The sequence below is a fragment of the Flavobacterium sp. genome, assembly GCF_965284515.1.
Lineage (GTDB): Bacteria > Bacteroidota > Bacteroidia > Flavobacteriales > Flavobacteriaceae > Flavobacterium.
This window is the reverse complement of the sequence record NZ_OZ260089.1, coordinates 448,091-464,692: the sequence shown is the minus strand read 5'-3', so window position 1 is coordinate 464,692 and position 16,602 is coordinate 448,091. Positions and strand designations below refer to the sequence as shown.

Genomic DNA, 16,602 nt, shown 5'->3' with positions numbered 1-16,602 from the left:
AATACCTAAAAACCAATTACCACAAAAGTATGTCAGTAAAAGCAAAGAAACATCTTGGACAACATTTTCTTACAGATGAAAGTATTGCCGAAAAAATAGCCGATTCAATTTCACTAGAAGGCTATTCTAAAGTTTTAGAAATTGGTCCTGGAATGGGTGTGCTTACTAAATATTTATTAGAAAAACCTACAGAGACATTTGTAATTGAAATTGACACTGAATCAGTTGAATATTTAGGATTAAATTATCCAAAATTAGATGGTAAAATAATTTCTAAAGATTTTTTAAAATACAATTTAAACGAAGTTTTTAATGAAGAGCCTTTTGCTATTATTGGAAACTTTCCTTACAACATTTCTACACAAATTGTTTTTAAAACATTAGAAATGCGAAATCAAATTCCAGAATTTGCTGGAATGTTTCAAAAAGAAGTTGCGCAACGTATTTGTGAAAAAAAAGGAAGTAAGATTTATGGAATTTTATCTGTACTAACACAAGCATTTTATGAAGCAGAATATTTATTCACCGTTCCTCCTGATGTGTTTGATCCGCCACCGAAGGTGGATTCTGGGGTTTTACGATTAAAACGAAAAGAAAACTTCAGCTTGCCTTGTGATGAAAAATTATTTTTCAGAGTGGTAAAAACAGCCTTTCAACAAAGAAGAAAAACCCTAAGAAACAGTTTAAAAACATTTGATTTTTCTGATAGTTTAAAAGAAGATAGTATCTTTGACCTTCGACCAGAACAACTTTCAGTTGAACAATTTATAGAATTAACGCAAAAAATAGCGGCCGATGGAGTTTAAAATCAGCAAAGAATTTATTGCTCAAATAGAGCAACTTATTAGTGAAAACAAAGAACAGGAATTACAAAATCTGCTTCTAGACCTTCACTTTGCTGATATTGCTGAAATCATGGACGAGCTTGATAGTCATGAAGCGAGTTATATTTTTAACGCATTAGATTCGGAAATTACAGCTGAAATATTATTGGAATTAGACGAAGATGTTCGTGAAAAAATTCTTAAAAAACTTTCGCCAAAAGAAATTGCAGAAGAACTAGATGAATTAAGTACAGATGATGCTGCAGACATTATTGCCGAACTTTCGCAAGAAAGAAAACAACAAGTAATTTCTGAATTAGAGGATGTTGAGCATGCCAAAGACATTGTAGACCTTCTTCGATATGATGAAGATTCTGCAGGTGGATTAATGGCAAAAGAATTGGTAAAAGTCAATGAAAATTGGAACGTTCTAACTTGTGTTAAAGAAATGCGTGCACAAGCTGAAAATGTTACTAGAGTTCATTCTATTTATGTAGTTGATGATGAAAATAGACTAAAAGGAAGACTTTCTCTTAAAGATTTACTTACAACTTCTACAAAGACACCTATTAGTGATGTATATATTCCAAAAGTTGATTATGTTAAGGTAGATACCGAAAATGTTGAGGTGGCTCGTATTATGCAAAAATATGATTTAGAAGCTATTCCGGTTGTAGATGAGCTAGGTAGATTGGTGGGTAGAATTACAATTGATGATATTGTCGATGTAATAAAGGAAGAAGCAGATAAAGATTATCAGTTGGCTGCAGGTATTTCGCAAGATGTTGAGGCAGATGATAGTATACTTGAATTAACAAAAGCACGTTTACCTTGGTTAGTTTTGGCTTTATTTGGAGGCTTTATTTCAGTGCGTGTTTTAGGCTTATATGAACCCGCAATGAAAGTTTTTCCAGAGCTGTTTTTCTTTACACCTCTAATAGCTGCGATGGCAGGTAATGTTGGAGTGCAATCATCAGCAATTATTGTACAAGGTTTAGCAAATAATGCTCTTTCGGGTTCATTGTTTAATCGTTTGTTAAAAGAACTCTCATTAAGTTTGCTAAACGGATGTATCTTGGCAATATTGTTGATTTTAGGAAGTCATTTTTTATTAAATATTGACTATATGACGGGAGTTACTGCTGCTTTAGCTTTGCTTTCTGTAATTATTACGGCTTCGTTGATAGGTACTTTTATTCCAATTGTTTTAGATAAGTATGGGGTTGACCCTGCACTTGCAACAGGACCTTTTATTACTACCAGTAATGATATATTGGGAATTATTATATTTTTCTCAATTGCTAAAGTTATTTTAGGGTTTTAAATAACTTTAATTTATTCCGTATCTTTATCATTCTAATTATTATGGAATGATTTCAAATTCAATTAAAATTCTTCACATTGACAGTAATAATTCATTACTGTTAGATCAATTACAAAAATCAGGTTTTCAAAATGATAAAGATTTTACATCTTCAAAAGAGGAAATAGAAGCCAAAATTCACAACTATAACGGAATTGTAATTCGCAGTCGCTTTAAGATTGATAAGGTGTTTATTGATAAGGCGAAAAACCTGCAGTTTATAGCTCGTGTAGGAGCAGGTTTAGAAAGTATTGATTGTGATTATGCCAAAAGCAAAAACATTCAATTAATTGCAGCTCCAGAAGGAAATAAAAATGCTGTTGGTGAACATGCTTTAGGAATGATTTTATCTTTGTTTAACAATCTAAATAAAGCTAATTCGGAAGTTAAAAGTGGTCAATGGAACCGTGAATCTAATCGCGGACATGAATTAGATGGTAAAACAGTTGGCGTCATTGGTTACGGAAATATGGGAAAAGCTTTCGCAAAAAAACTTCGTGGTTTTGATGTAGATGTTTTGTGTTATGATATTAAAGAAGCAGTTGGTGACGCAAATGCAAAGCAAGTTTCTTTAGCAGAATTGCAAGAGAAAGCAGATGTTTTAAGTTTGCACATTCCTTGGACACCAGAAACCGATAAGATGGTGAATACTAATTTTATCGGAAATTTTAAAAAACCTATTTGGTTGATTAATACTGCAAGAGGTAAAAGTGTCGTCACTTCAGATTTAGTAAAAGCTTTAAAATCAGGAAAAATACTTGGAGCTGGATTAGATGTTTTGGAATATGAAAAACTTTCATTTGAAAATTTATTTGATGAAAATCAGAAAAATGAAGATTTTGAGTATTTAAAAAAAGCAGATAATGTTCTTCTTACACCTCATGTTGGTGGATGGACATTTGAAAGCCATGAAAAATTAGCGCAAACCATAGTCAATAAGATTGAACAATTATATAATGGAAATGCGAAAGAGACTATTCAAGAAAAGCGTGTAACAGGTATAGGAGGGTTCTTTTTTAAAACTCAAAATCCATCACTTTTAAAAGAATGGTATAAAAAACATTTAGATTTACCTATTGATGATTACGGCTGTACTTTTTGGTGGAAAAATCAAAATGGAGACGATTGTTCTACACAATGGAGTCCTTTTAGAGAAGATACAAATTACTTTGAGCCGTCAAAAAAAGAGTTCATGCAAAACTTTAGAGTTCATGATTTAGAAGGGCTTTTAAAAAAATTATCTGAAGAAAATGTAACAATCTTAGGTGAAATGGAGACTTATGAATATGGTAAGTTTGGTTGGGTTTTAGACCTGGAAGGAAATAAAATTGAACTTTGGGAGCCAATTGATAGTGCATTTAAATAATTTAAAAATAAGAACATATGGAAACTACAAAACCTAGTGAAGAATGGAATACGCCTCAAAATAACATACCTTATTTTAAGGTTGACCCTATTGTTGTATTGATTCTTGGAATAATAACTTGTGGTTTATACTTGATTTATTGGAATTTAAAAATGGCAGAAGTTTTAAATGCTGTTAATAATAAAGAAGTTATTTCGCCTACAATTGCAATTGTAACAGGTTGTTGTGGGCTTAACTTATTTTTCTATTGGTTAGTAGGTAGAGATGGACTTCCAAAAGTATACGAGTTAACAGGTCAGCCTAATAAAGACGACTCAACGTTGCTATTAGTTTTAGGTTTGTTTTTTCCAATGATTTCTGCAATGATTGTTCAGTCGGAAGTAAATAAATTGTACAATTAATACGTTTCAAAAAAATAGAATTATAGGAATAATTAGTGCAACTCTTGTACTGGTTATTCCTTTTTTAATTTATTATAATAACTCAGGTAATTTAGAAAACGAACAATCTTTTTGCCCGTTTAAAATGCTAACAGGTTTTCCGTGTCCGGGATGTGGAATAACAAAATCAATGGTTTTTTTCTACGAAGGCAATATTTATAAAAGTCTTTATTATCATTTATTTGGACCTTTTGTAGTTATAGTTTGTGTTTTTTTATTGGTGACATATTCAATCGAATTTTTCAAAAACAAAGAACTTTTTACTATTTCTTATCAAAACAAAAAAAACATGGCTTACATTATTGCAGCCATACTTATTTTGTATCATTTGTTAAGAGTGATTTATTTTATCTCTACAAATGGATATAGTGATATATTAAAAGAATCCATCTGGATGTAATTTAACCTTTTTCTTTTTTTTCTAATTCAGCCTGAAATTCTTCCATAACTGGCTTCATAGTGCTTTCAGGAATATCTGATATTTTTATATACATCAATCCGTCTACTGCATTGTTGAATAATGGATCTACATTAAAAGCAACAACTCTTGCATTTTGTTTAATGTACTTTTTAATCAAAACAGGAAGTCTAAGATTTCCTGGTTCAACTTCATCAATAATTTTGTCAAACTTATTTAAATCAGCTTCTGTTTCATTAAATACAAAATCTTTATCAGCATCTTTTAGTTGTACTTTGTATTCTTTTTTCGGGTGAACATATTGTGCTACGTATGGGTCGTAATAATGCGATTTCATAAATTCAATCATCAATGATTTTGAGAACTCTGAAAACTGATTGCTAATGCTTACACCGCCAATTAAGAATTTGTGTTCTGGAAAACGCAAAGTTGTATGAACAATACCTTTCCATAAAAGAAATAGAGGCATTGGTTTTTGTTGGTATTCACTAATAATGAAAGCTCTTCCCATTTCAATAGACTTACTCATCATGTCGAAAAGTTCAGGTTCAAATCTAAATAATTCTTGTAAATAGAAACCATTAATTCCATGTGAAGCATAAATATGAGAACCCAGTCCCATTCTATAAGCTCCGGCAATTTGTTGTGCCGTTTCATCCCATAAAAACATATGGTGATAGTATTTGTCGTACTCGTCTAAATCTAAAGATTCATTGGTTCCTTCTCCAACTTCTCTAAATGTAATTTCGCGTAAACGCCCTATTTCATGTAAAATATTAGGTATTTTATCTGCAGTAACTAAATATACTTCATAGTTTTTACTTTGTAATAAGCGACAATCTGTTTCTTTTAGTAATGCTACTTCTTCTAAGATATTATCGTGATTAGCAGATTTTGCAATTTGCTTAGGCGTTTTTGTTGTTTTTAATAATGAAAAAGTTCTAAATTTAGATTCTTCTTCATAGGCATTTGAAAGCATGTAGGTTTTCTTTCTTAGAAAATCCCCATATTCTGTAACGTTTTCAATTTCGTTTTGTTCTGCAACAGAAATAGGTTTGCCAATACGAACTTTAATTACTCTGTCTTTTTGGGTAAGTAATTCACTCGGTAATTTAGCAGTTCTTAAGGTTTCATTTAAGTTGGATAAAAAGTAAAAAAGTTTACTGTTTTTAGCGTGAAAATATATAGGTACAACAGGTACTTTTGCTTTTTTAATAATTTTTATGGCGCCTTCTTCCCAAGGTTTGTCAACAACTAATTTTCCGTCTTTATAGGTAGAAACTTCACCGGCAGGAAACATACCTAATGGTTTGCCGTCGCTTAAATGCCTCAGTGTTTCTTTAATACCTACAACGCTTGATTTAGCATCTTTATGGTTCTCAAAAGGGTTAACAGGCATTATGTAAGGTTTCATAGGCTCAATCCTATGTAATAAGAAATTGGCAATAATTTTAAATTCTGGCTCTTGTTCCAGCATTAATTTTAAAAGTAAAATACCATCAATTCCACCTAAAGGATGGTTTGAAATGGTTATGTAAGCACCATCTTTTGGAAGTCTCTTTAAATCTTCTTCAGGAATTTCAAATTTTATTTGAAATTCGTCAAGTATAGCATTTAAAAATTCAATGTCTTTTAAATGCTTATTTCTGTTGTATATTTTATTAAGAGTAGAAATTTTTAGAACTTTCATCAGTAGCCAGCCCGAAAAAGTTCCGAAAATCCCGTATTTGTCAGTATTTATAGCTTTTGCTACTTCTTTGGCATTAACTAATCCCATTTATTTTTTGTTTAATCTAAAAACAAAGATAACAATTCTCAGTTAAAATAAGTGAAGTATTACAAGAAAGCATTATCATCTTGTAATTATGAATTTTGTTCAGAAAATCCTTTAAAATCCTAATAAAGTAGTTTTGTTTTCAATTGTATTTTATTACATTTGAACGATAACGAAAATTAGATAATGAAGATAATTTCTTATAATGTAAACGGAATTAGAGCTGCAATTTCAAAAGATTTTATTACATGGTTACAACAAGCGAATCCTGATGTAATTTGCCTTCAAGAAATTAAAGCAATGGAAGAACAAGTTCCTAGACTTGAAATTGAAGCGGCAGGTTATCCGTATCAATATTATTTTTCAGCTCAAAAAAAAGGATACAGTGGTGTTGCTATTTTTTGTAAGACAGAACCTAAAAATATAGTTTTTGGGACAGGAATTGAACATATGGATTTTGAAGGTCGTAATTTACGTGTAGACTTTGATTCTGTTTCTGTGATGAGTTTGTACTTACCTTCTGGAACTAATTCAGATCGTTTAAGTTACAAGTTTCAATACATGGATGAATTTCAAGAATATATAAATGAGCTAAAGAAATCGGTTCCAAACCTTGTTATTTGTGGCGATTATAATATTTGTCATGAAGCAATAGATATTCATAATCCTGTAGGAAATAAAAATACTTCCGGTTTTTTACCAGAGGAAAGAGCTTGGTTAGATGCATTTATGAAAAGTGGATTTATAGATACATTTAGACATCTAAACAAAGAACCACACCATTACAGTTGGTGGAGCTATAGAGCAAACGCTAGAAATAATAATAAAGGATGGAGAATTGACTATTGTTTAGCGGATAAGTCATTAGAAAATAAAATTGAACGCGCTTATATTTTACCTGAAGCAAAACATTCTGATCATTGTCCAATTGTAGTAGAATTAAAATAACCAATAAATTAAATAACAAAATATGATAAAAAAAGTTGCCCTTGTTGTTGTAGTTTTAGGATTAACTACTTCTTGTGTTTCTAAAAAAATTTATAATGATTTAGAAAACAAATATGCCGATTTAAAAAAAGAACGAAATGCATTAGCTGATGAAAATGGTTCATTGTCTAAATCTAAAAATAAATTAGAATTAGAAAAAACAGCTTTACAAACTGAATTAGATAAAGCAAAAGCAGAAAGAGATAAATTATCTACAGATTACGCTGCTACTAAAAAGAGTTTGGATAACTTAAAAGCTTCTTATGCGGCTTTAGAAAAAAACAGTAATGATGCTTTAGACAGCAACATGAAGAAAAACAGAGAATTGTTAGCTGAGTTAGATGCTAAACAAAGCAAATTAACTGCAGAACAAGAACGTTTAAATAAATTAAAAGCCGATTTAGAATCGTCTACTAATCGTTTAGCTGAATTAGAAAAAATGATGGCTGAAAAAGAAGCTGGAATGAATAAGTTAAAAGAAACTTTATCGAAAGCTTTAAATGCATTTGAAGGAAAAGGATTAACTATCGAAAATAGAAACGGAAAAATTTATGTTTCTATGGAAAATAAATTGCTTTTCGAATCTGGAAGTTGGACAGTTGGTACTGAAGGGAAAAAAGCAGTAACTGCTGTTGGAAAAGTATTAGGAGATAATCCTGAAATTTCTGTTCTTATTGAAGGACATACAGATAATGATAAAATTACAGGAACTATTGGTGGTGGAGTAGAAAACAACTGGGATTTATCTACAAAACGTGCTACTGCCATTGTAAATATATTATCTGAAAATAAGAAAGTGGATAAAAAGAATTTAACTGCTGCGGGAAGAGGAGAATATGCGCCATTAATGGATAATGAAACAGCTGAAGGAAAAGCTAAAAATCGTAGGATTGAAATTATTTTAACGCCAAAATTAGACGAAATTTCTAAATTAATGAGTGAGTTGTAATATTAAGCATGAAAGATTCTAAAAAAGGTTCAAAGTTACATTTGAACCTTTTTCTTTTAAAGAATCTTACTACTTTGTATATTTGCACTTTCAAACTACAAAAATGAAATACACAACTTTACCCAATACGTCTTTAAAAATCAGTAAAATTTGTTTGGGAACCATGACATTTGGGAACCAAAATTCAGAATCAGAAGCGCATTCACAATTAGATTATGCCTTAGAAAGAGGTGTGAACTTTATTGATACTGCAGAAATGTACCCAATAGGAGGAAATGCTGAAATTTTTGGGAGTACCGAAAGACATATTGGTTCTTGGATTAAAAAATCGGGGAAGCGAGATGAAGTTGTTTTGGCAACTAAAATTGCAGGTCCAAATCGTGGAATGGAGTACATAAGAAATCCATTAGATTTTTCGAAAAAAAGTATTACTGAAGCGGTGGAATTGAGTTTGAAAAACCTACAAACCGATTATATTGATTTGTACCAAATGCATTGGCCAGAACGTGTAATGAATATGTTTCAAAAACGTGGTGTGCAAGAATTAGATCCTAATTGGCAAGATAATATTTTTGATGTTTTATCTGTTTATGACGGATTAATTAAAGAAGGGAAAATCAAACATATTGGTGTTTCTAATGAAAATCCATACGGAGTGATGAAGTTTTTGCAAGAAAGCGAAAAACATAATTTACCAAGAATTGCAACCATTCAAAATCCATATTCTTTATTGAATAGATTATTTGAAGTTGGGCTGAGCGAAATGTGTATGCGTGAAAATGTTGGTTTATTAGCTTATTCTCCTTTAGGTTTTGGTTTTTTATCAGGTAAATATTTAAATGGTTTTCCTGAAAATTCTAGAATGAAATTGTTTCCAAACTTTAAAAGATACATTAACGAAAATTGTTTTAAAGCAACTCAATTATATAAGGATTTGGCAGAAGCAAATAATCTTACGTTAACCCAAATGGCTTTAGCTTTTGTAAATCAGCAGCAATGTGTAACTTCAACCATAATTGGAGCTACAACTTTAAATCAACTAAAGGAAAATATTGACGCTTTTGACGTTGTTTTATCAAAAGAGGTTTTAGCCGAAATTGAAATTATTCAAGAATTAATTCCAAATCCGGCTCCTTAATTAAAAAATAATTTTCTTAGTGACTTCATTACCATTTTCAAGTTTTATTAGTAGTAATAAAGCTTGATTTTGTTTTATGAAAGAGTTTAACGTTATTAAAGAACTATTAAAGTCTCGTTCAGCTATTTTCTTTCCAGTAATATCGTATATAGTTACACGATCAATTTTGTTTTCAAAAGCATTAATCACTAATTGATTATTACTTGAATAGACTACAACATCATTGTTTAATGAGTAATCATTAGTATTAACCTTATATAACACTTCAAATCTACTGTTGTAAATTCCTTCTTCTGAATGAAATGAATAAGGGTTTTCTTTTATATCGGTAATGTTTCCGTTAAAATTATCTTTCAAATAAATAGTTTGAGTGTTGAAAACTCCTTCCGTATTTTCTAACGATATGCTATAGTTTCCACTTTGTAATGCTTTAAATCCTAATGCTACTTTTTGATTTTCATTAAATTCAGGCAAACCATTTATTGCATGTTCTACTTCGTCAATTACAGTATAAATCATTGATTTTGATGTGTCAAATATTTTTCCATCAATCCCAATATCAAAACCATTTGTCGCTTTAGTATCATGACCAATTAATATTTGGTTGTAACTGTTTTCAGAGTCTGTTAAATTTAATCTGTAGATGTCTTTTTCAACAATAGAATTAGAATCTCTAAAAAACTGTGAGTTTTTAACATCATAGCGAAGTGCATTGTGAAACAAAATAGTTTCATCTTCAATCGAATTGACATAAAAACCTTGTCCTGGTTTAATCGTTCCATCTGGAATTTGTCCGCCAGCTGCCGATGCAACTCCTCCTAGAGTAGTGTAAGAAGCAAAGTTGTTTTGTGGGTATAATCCGCCTGAAGCCGCAACAGTATGTGTCCAAAAATAAAGCGTTTCAATTGTTCTATTCGTAGCAATAAAATGACTTGCTTCAATTGTTGCAGGATATGGATTTCCTACCATATTGAATCCTGTTACCACAGGAATATAGTATTCTCCGTTATTTGGTGTACCGATAAATTGACCAGAATATGCTGAGGCAGTAGATGAAGACCAATTGTTTGGCGCTCTAATAATGTAAGCTTTCGTTGGTAAAAAGTCATTTACAGTTGGGTCAATACTAGCGTAAGCTGTTGTTGGTGTATTTCCCGAAGGAACATATTCGTAAAAACGATTGCTTTGCGTTAATGGTGAAAAAGCCAATAAATTTTGTCCACTTACTGGAGAAGACCATGATGTGTAATCTAATCTAATTATTGGAGCGCTTTCTTTTAATACGGTAATGTTACCTGTGTTTGCAATATTGTTTATTTGAACCAGATTGGCGTTGTTTTGCACCGTGAAATTAGCTGTAGGAGCAACATTTACATCTCTAACAACTGTAAAAGTATGATTGCTTTGTAATGTAACTTGTGCTGTTCCAGTAATTTCTAACGAACAAAATTCTAAATCGCCTGTTGAGGTATAATTGCCATTTATTGTACCTCTTGTCGTTTTATTAGGTGTTCCATTGTTCCAAGACAAACCGTTCCAAGTTGTTGTAGTTGGACATGATAATAAATTCCATGAGTCAGGAGCTTGTGGTCCACCCCAAATTTGGGTTGCTAAATAAGGGTTGTCAATAAAAGGATTTCTATTTCCTTGAATGGCGAAAATTTGATTGTTTCTGTTTATCTCAAAACCACTTACAGGGTCTTCCTCATTCCATTCAATAAATATGTCGGGCATATCCGCATTGTAAGTAGTGGGTCCGCTACCTACATTTGTTGCTAAACATTGTGTAGGATAACGTAAATACATATACATCATCATTCTTGCTACATCACCTTTCCACTCATCTCCCGGATACCAAAATGCACCAACGGTTCCAGCATCTCCTTCGCTGTCAGCATAGAGTCTATTTCCTCTTGAACCATTCCACTGCACGTCTGAAGCTCTTAAATGGTGCGCGTCTTCACCGGCATCACTTACTCCGCCATCATTTAGAGCAGGTGTTCCTAATGATTTTGCATAACAATGCTCTCTGTTCCAGTCTCCAACCGCTCCACCATTATTGTTTTTATCTCTATTTCTATCGTCTATAACCGATGCATTAAAATCATTATAACCATAGATTAAAAGTACATTGTTAGAATTATTAGGATTTAGATCGCTCACTTTTAAAGCGTTCCAAACACCCGGTGTATAACTTATTTTATTTGTATGAGTCGTTGTGATTAAACTAGATAATTGGTTTTTTAATAAATTACCCGTTTGAGTAAAATCTATAGAACTATAGTATGCTGGAATTTGTGCCTGTAAAAAACTGCATATAAGTAAAGTAAAAAGTAATTTTATTTTCATGTTTAAAATATTTGGGACTTCAATTTAATAATTTTTTTAAACTTAAAGAGTTCGAAAATTTAAAAAATTTTCGAACTCTTTAAGTTTAAACTTATTTTAACAGATGTTTTATAGGTTGTCGATCACTTTATCTTTTGGATAACGAACCTTATAACTGATTCTTATTTTTTTGGTTTCATTTGCACCAAGTTTTAAATCCCAAGTTAAAATTCCGGTTTCTTCATTTACTTTTGCTTTGTCTTTTTCTAAAAGCTCTACTGTAATTTCTTTATCGGTACTTATTGGATATTGATCTTTCAACAACAATTCAATACTTTCTTTTTTGTTGTTACGAATTGTAATATCATACGTAAACGTTTGTTCTTTATAAGCCGATAAGAATTTAGTTCCCGATTTATCTGCAATTTTTTCGCGTTTTATAGAAATCTTTTTATCTCTTCCCATGCTTAAATTCAACGTGTCTGCCGTTTGATTCGGGTTGATTACCGTTTTGCCAACATACATTCCTTCGAAAATAATATTCGCTTCTCCAGGTAATAAATTGAATTTAGAATAATCGCTAATTTCAGCCAATAAGAACGCTTCTTTTTCAATTCTTGGAGCTGCATAATATCGATACGAAGCGGGTAATTTTATTTCTTTTAAAGCAACACTATGCGCTTTTCCATTCGATAAAATATCATACGGAATGTCAATGTCAAAAGAAACATTTAATTGATTTTCATTAATGCTAGTATAATTTGAAATAGATGATTCATCCATGTTTTCACCTTTTCTTTTTATTCCCATAGCTCCGGTTACAACTACTTCATTCATTTTTGCATTTGAATTATCGTACTGTACAAATCCTCTATTGTAACCAAAACGTAAAAACCAAGCTTGTAAAATTGGAGCATTATTGTTTTGTGTTGGGTTTCCACTAGACAAAGTAAGTTTTACTTTTTTCCAATCAACACCAGTGTTTTGAGTTACTTGGCCTTTGTACATCATATTAATGGGTGTGCTGATGCTTTCTGCTCTTAAATCATAGAAAGGTTTCCAAGTTGCTCCTCCTGTTAGGTAATTGATATCCAAATTTACTATTCCAGCAGATTCATTCATCACTTGTAAAATTAGCTTTCCTTTTGAAGATTTTTCTTCATTTTTAGTATTGATTTCTAGTTTAGAATTTAGTTTTTTCAACTTCTCATTCAATTTGTTTTCTTTTTCTTGAAAAGCAGTAATTGCATTGCTAAGTTGAGTTCGTTTAGCATTATAATAATCAACTAACTTCATTAATTCGGCTACATTTAAACCGGTATTAGTTCCAGAAACTTGTTGGTTTTTGTCCAATAATTCTATGGTTTTAGCATGCGAATTTTTCTCCGTTTGCACTTTTACAATTTCTTTTTGAACCCAATTGATGCTGTCACGCACTTTTTTAATAGCAGGATTACTTTCGTCAATTTCATATTCTGAAATGTAATTTTGAGTAAACTGAACAGATAAGACAGTTAAGGAATTGGGCGCGCCAATTTGAACCGTATTTTCATTTAAATAATCGGCTACGTTTTTAATGACAATTTCACTTGTTCCTTTGGGTAAGTTTACCGAAGTGGTTTGAATAAGTTCAGCACTGTTGCTGTAAACGGTTGCTCCTTTTACAGTAGCGGTTGTAAATATTGGTTTTTGAGCAAACAAGTTTGCCGAAACCAATAACGTGAATAAGAAAAGTATTTTTTTACTCATCGTTAAATTGTTTTTTCGGTATTCGTGAATCTTTGATTTCATGTTTATGAATTTTATGTCTTTCTATTATAGAGTGATATTTTCATGAAAAGGTTGGGAAGGGAATTGTTTTAATACAAAAAATTATAGTTTATACACTTTTTTTAACTTTCGATATAATTTTTTATTGCATTTAATTCTAATTACCCCACAAATTCCTTGTGCGCCAAAGTAAATTACATTCTCAGGATTTTCAAGAATATTTATTGACAAAATATTCTTCATATTTATTGATTTTATGACTTTTAATAATTTCGGATTTTCGAGTAAATCAAAGTCAAAATATTTATTTTCATATTCAATTACAAACAGAACTTTACATATGTGTTTTTTGGGATCTCTAGGATTGTCTAATATTATTCTTTTCTTATAATTATAGTAAAGTGTGTCAGAATAAATTTTTTTCTTGATTTCACTAATTCTTACAGAATCAGATTGAATATTTCTGTATTCATTTAGCCATATTTCATTTTCAGCTTGGGTTGGATATGGTTTTTTATTTTGTTGAGCAAAAACTCCAAAAGAAATTAATAATAACAGAATATTTTTTTTCATCGATTTATACAGTGTTTCTATTATAGATAGGTGCTTTTATGAAAAGGTTGGAAATATGAGTTTTTTTTAATTCTTACCCAAACAATTCGCCTACGACATCTTCAATTTTAGAAACCAAAACCACTTTTATTTTAGCGTTTTTTAAGGAAATTTTATTGTGTTTAGAAACTAATATAGAAGTAAAACCTAATTTTTCAGCTTCTTGTATACGTTGGTCAATTCTGTTTACTGGGCGTATTTCTCCCGAAAGTCCAACTTCACCTGCAAAACAAAAACCGTCTTCAATGGCAATATCTTCATTAGAAGATAAAATAGCAGCTACAACGGCTAAATCTATAGCAGTGTCTTCCACGGAAATTCCTCCAGTAATGTTTAAAAAGACATCTTTTGTACCTAAACGAAAACCAGCTCTTTTTTCTAAAACAGCCAATATCATGTTTAATCGTTTGGCATTATAACCTGTTGTACTTCGTTGAGGTGTTCCATAAACTGCCGAGCTTACTAATGCTTGAATTTCTATCATTAACGGACGCATTCCTTCCAATGTGCAAGCAATTGCAGTTCCAGATAAGGCTTCGTCTTTGTGAGAAATTAATATTTCAGATGGGTTTTCCACTTCTCGTAAACCACTTCCTAACATTTCGTAAATTCCTAATTCGGCAGTTGAACCAAATCGGTTTTTTAACGAACGTAAAATTCTGTACACGTGATTTCTGTCGCCTTCAAATTGCAAAACAGTATCCACCATGTGTTCCAAAATTTTCGGACCCGCAATAGTTCCGTCTTTGGTAATATGACCAATTAATAGAACCGGAGTATTGGTTTCTTTTGCAAATTTTATCAACTCGGCCGTGCATTCTCTAATTTGAGAAATACTTCCGGCTGAAGATTCAATATAATCGGTATGGAGGGTTTGTATAGAGTCAATAATGACAATTTCAGGTTGCATTTCCTGAATTTGTTTAAATATATTTTGTGTTTTGGTTTCGGTAAGAATGTAGCAATTATCGCCATTTGGCGTAATTCTTTCAGCACGCATTTTTATTTGCTTCTGACTTTCTTCGCCCGAAACATATAAGGTTTTATAAGGTAATTTTAGAGAAATTTGAAGTAATAAAGTACTTTTTCCAATTCCAGGCTCTCCACCTAACAAGATTAGTGAGCCTGGAACAATTCCGCCACCAAGAACTCTGTTTAATTCATTGTCATTAGTGTTTAAACGAATTTCTTGAGACGAATCTATTTCTTTAACTAAAAGTGGTTTTGAAGCTCTTGAGGTTGATCCAGAATCACTTTTCCATGCTTTTTTTTCTTCTTTTTGAATAATTTCTTCTACAATAGTATTCCACTCTTTGCAGTTATGACATTGTCCTTGCCATTTTGAAAAAGGTGTGCCGCAATTTTGACAAAAAAACGAAGTTTTTACTTTAGCCATAGTTAATTATTCACCTTCTTTTTTCTCGCCTTCTTCAACAGGAGCTGGTTCTGCGTATTCTTCTACTTTAGATTTATCCTCTTTGTTTTTTAAATCTTCAGAACGAGAAATCATAAAGTCTTTTGTCAATTCGCGAATTTCCTCTTTTGTAAATGCTTTTTTGTACTCTTTAGTTGCTTTTTTAAATTCTCCCATTTTTTCGTAATACAACGCTTGGTGGTATATACTTAAAGTTGTTTTTGGATAATTTTTTTCAGCGTATTTAGATAATTCTTGTAACTCAGGATATGCTTTGTTTTTTAAAATTGCAGCTTCAATGGCTTTAAAGTCAGTTAATCTAGGTTTAATGTCAATTCCTAACTTTTCTTGTAGATTAGTGTATTTATCAATTAAGTATTGCGTATAGCCTTTGTCTAATTTTACAATTTTCGTTTGGAATTCAACCATAGAAATTGGTGCATAACCATCAAACATAAAATATAAAGCACTTGGAATTGCATTTGCTACTACTGAATAATGAGTTGTTCCAATGATTTCTTCAGATGCAAATTTGAATTTTGCATTAGGAATTGCCTTTGCGTTTTGTGTTAAAACTAAAGCCTTTTCTTTAAATTCATCTTTATCACCTTCGGCCATTGCTTGATAGTAAAAAATGGGTTTAGTAATTAAAGCAAGTCTTTCAGGAACTCTTTTTTCCATATCGTATGCAAATTCTGGAGACAAAGAAATGTAACCATTAAAAACAGGGTTGTCTTTGTATAAATATGAGTTCAAGAAGCCAGCTGTTGTGTCATGACCGGCAATAATTCTAAACGGCTGTGTTCTGTATTTTTTTTCAACATAAGGAAGTAATTCTATTCCTATGAATTCAAAAAAACTTGCTCCTGTTCCAGAAGGAAATCCTCCTTCATCAAATTCGCTGTCTAAATATCTTGTTTCACCATAATTTTGGGGTATAGAAACAATAATCATTTCTGGTAAATCATCCCAATAATTTCCGAATTTAAGAATTCCTTCAAAAGGGCTTAACAAATATTCTCCATCTAATACAACTAAAACTGGGTATTTTTTTTCAGGTGAACTTTCGTAATTTGAAGGTAATACAACAGTAAAATCTCTGGTTCCGTTTAATTTTTTAGAGTCAATTGATTCTGGAATACGTTGAGCAAAAGTAGCAATAGCACTTAAGAAAAGAATTAAAAACAATTTTGATTTCATAAAAAAGATATATTGATTT

General features: G+C 31.3%; 13 protein-coding genes and 1 pseudogene. 8 read left to right on the top strand and 6 right to left on the bottom strand.

From position 1 onward, the window contains the following. The first annotated feature begins 29 nt into the window (after positions 1 to 29). From rsmA to ACQ65T_RS02175, 5 genes and pseudogenes are all read left to right on the top strand, one after another. On the top strand, positions 30 to 806 hold the full coding sequence (gene rsmA, locus ACQ65T_RS02195; protein ID WP_430399471.1) for a 16S rRNA (adenine(1518)-N(6)/adenine(1519)-N(6))-dimethyltransferase RsmA: 777 nt from the start codon (positions 30 to 32) through the stop codon (positions 804 to 806). Further along, positions 796 to 2,148 (top strand): magnesium transporter, encoded by a 1,353-nt coding sequence (gene mgtE / locus ACQ65T_RS02190; RefSeq protein WP_430399470.1) that lies wholly within the window; start codon positions 796 to 798, stop codon positions 2,146 to 2,148. The genes rsmA and mgtE overlap by 11 nt, the downstream gene beginning before the upstream one ends. A 46-nt stretch (positions 2,149 to 2,194) precedes the next feature. Then, a pseudogene (locus ACQ65T_RS02185) lies at positions 2,195 to 3,145 on the top strand (2-hydroxyacid dehydrogenase); the annotation flags it as partial. A gap of 425 nt (positions 3,146 to 3,570) precedes the next feature. Further along, positions 3,571 to 3,954: a DUF4234 domain-containing protein gene (locus ACQ65T_RS02180; protein WP_430399469.1), complete on the top strand. Its 384-nt coding sequence runs from the start codon at positions 3,571 to 3,573 to the stop codon at positions 3,952 to 3,954. A gap of 124 nt (positions 3,955 to 4,078) precedes the next feature. After that, a complete protein-coding gene (locus tag ACQ65T_RS02175) occupies positions 4,079 to 4,393 on the top strand; it encodes a DUF2752 domain-containing protein (protein ID WP_430399468.1) in 315 nt (104 codons plus the stop codon). Between the two features lies 1 nt (position 4,394). Here ACQ65T_RS02175 and ACQ65T_RS02170 read toward each other — a convergent pair whose 3' ends face one another. Continuing rightward, positions 4,395 to 6,188 carry a GNAT family N-acyltransferase gene (locus ACQ65T_RS02170; protein ID WP_430399467.1) on the bottom strand — a complete coding sequence of 598 codons (1,794 nt, stop codon included), beginning with the start codon at positions 6,186 to 6,188 and terminating at the stop codon, positions 4,395 to 4,397. A 183-nt stretch (positions 6,189 to 6,371) separates the two neighbouring features. Here ACQ65T_RS02170 and ACQ65T_RS02165 point away from each other — a divergent pair, with 183 nt between their 5' ends. From ACQ65T_RS02165 to ACQ65T_RS02155, 3 genes are all read left to right on the top strand, one after another. Further along, positions 6,372 to 7,133, top strand: coding sequence for an exodeoxyribonuclease III (locus ACQ65T_RS02165; protein WP_430399466.1), 762 nt, complete (start codon positions 6,372 to 6,374; stop codon positions 7,131 to 7,133). Positions 7,134 to 7,155: 22 nt separating this feature from the next. Then, positions 7,156 to 8,121, top strand: a complete 966-nt coding sequence (locus tag ACQ65T_RS02160; protein WP_430399465.1) for an OmpA family protein — start codon at positions 7,156 to 7,158, stop codon at positions 8,119 to 8,121. 103 nt (positions 8,122 to 8,224) lie between these two features. Further along, positions 8,225 to 9,259 (top strand): aldo/keto reductase, encoded by a 1,035-nt coding sequence (locus tag ACQ65T_RS02155; RefSeq protein ID WP_430399464.1) that lies wholly within the window; start codon positions 8,225 to 8,227, stop codon positions 9,257 to 9,259. Here the strand turns inward: ACQ65T_RS02155 and ACQ65T_RS02150 are convergent, their stop codons facing one another. The 5 genes from ACQ65T_RS02150 to ACQ65T_RS02130 form a co-directional block, all read right to left on the bottom strand. Continuing rightward, the gene (locus tag ACQ65T_RS02150) at positions 9,260 to 11,608 is read right to left on the bottom strand and encodes an endonuclease (RefSeq protein ID WP_430399463.1); all 2,349 of its coding nucleotides are present in this window, start codon (positions 11,606 to 11,608) and stop codon (positions 9,260 to 9,262) included. A gap of 108 nt (positions 11,609 to 11,716) precedes the next feature. Next, positions 11,717 to 13,378: a DUF4139 domain-containing protein gene (locus ACQ65T_RS02145; protein ID WP_430399462.1), complete on the bottom strand. Its 1,662-nt coding sequence runs from the start codon at positions 13,376 to 13,378 to the stop codon at positions 11,717 to 11,719. 81 nt (positions 13,379 to 13,459) lie between these two features. Next, the gene (locus ACQ65T_RS02140; RefSeq protein ID WP_430399461.1) at positions 13,460 to 13,930 is read right to left on the bottom strand and encodes a hypothetical protein; all 471 of its coding nucleotides are present in this window, start codon (positions 13,928 to 13,930) and stop codon (positions 13,460 to 13,462) included. A gap of 73 nt (positions 13,931 to 14,003) precedes the next feature. Further along, positions 14,004 to 15,365 (bottom strand): DNA repair protein RadA, encoded by a 1,362-nt coding sequence (gene radA, locus ACQ65T_RS02135; RefSeq protein WP_430399460.1) that lies wholly within the window; start codon positions 15,363 to 15,365, stop codon positions 14,004 to 14,006. A gap of 6 nt (positions 15,366 to 15,371) precedes the next feature. Continuing rightward, positions 15,372 to 16,583, bottom strand: a complete 1,212-nt coding sequence (locus tag ACQ65T_RS02130) for an alpha/beta hydrolase (RefSeq protein WP_430399459.1) — start codon at positions 16,581 to 16,583, stop codon at positions 15,372 to 15,374. Positions 16,584 to 16,602 lie beyond the last annotated feature (19 nt).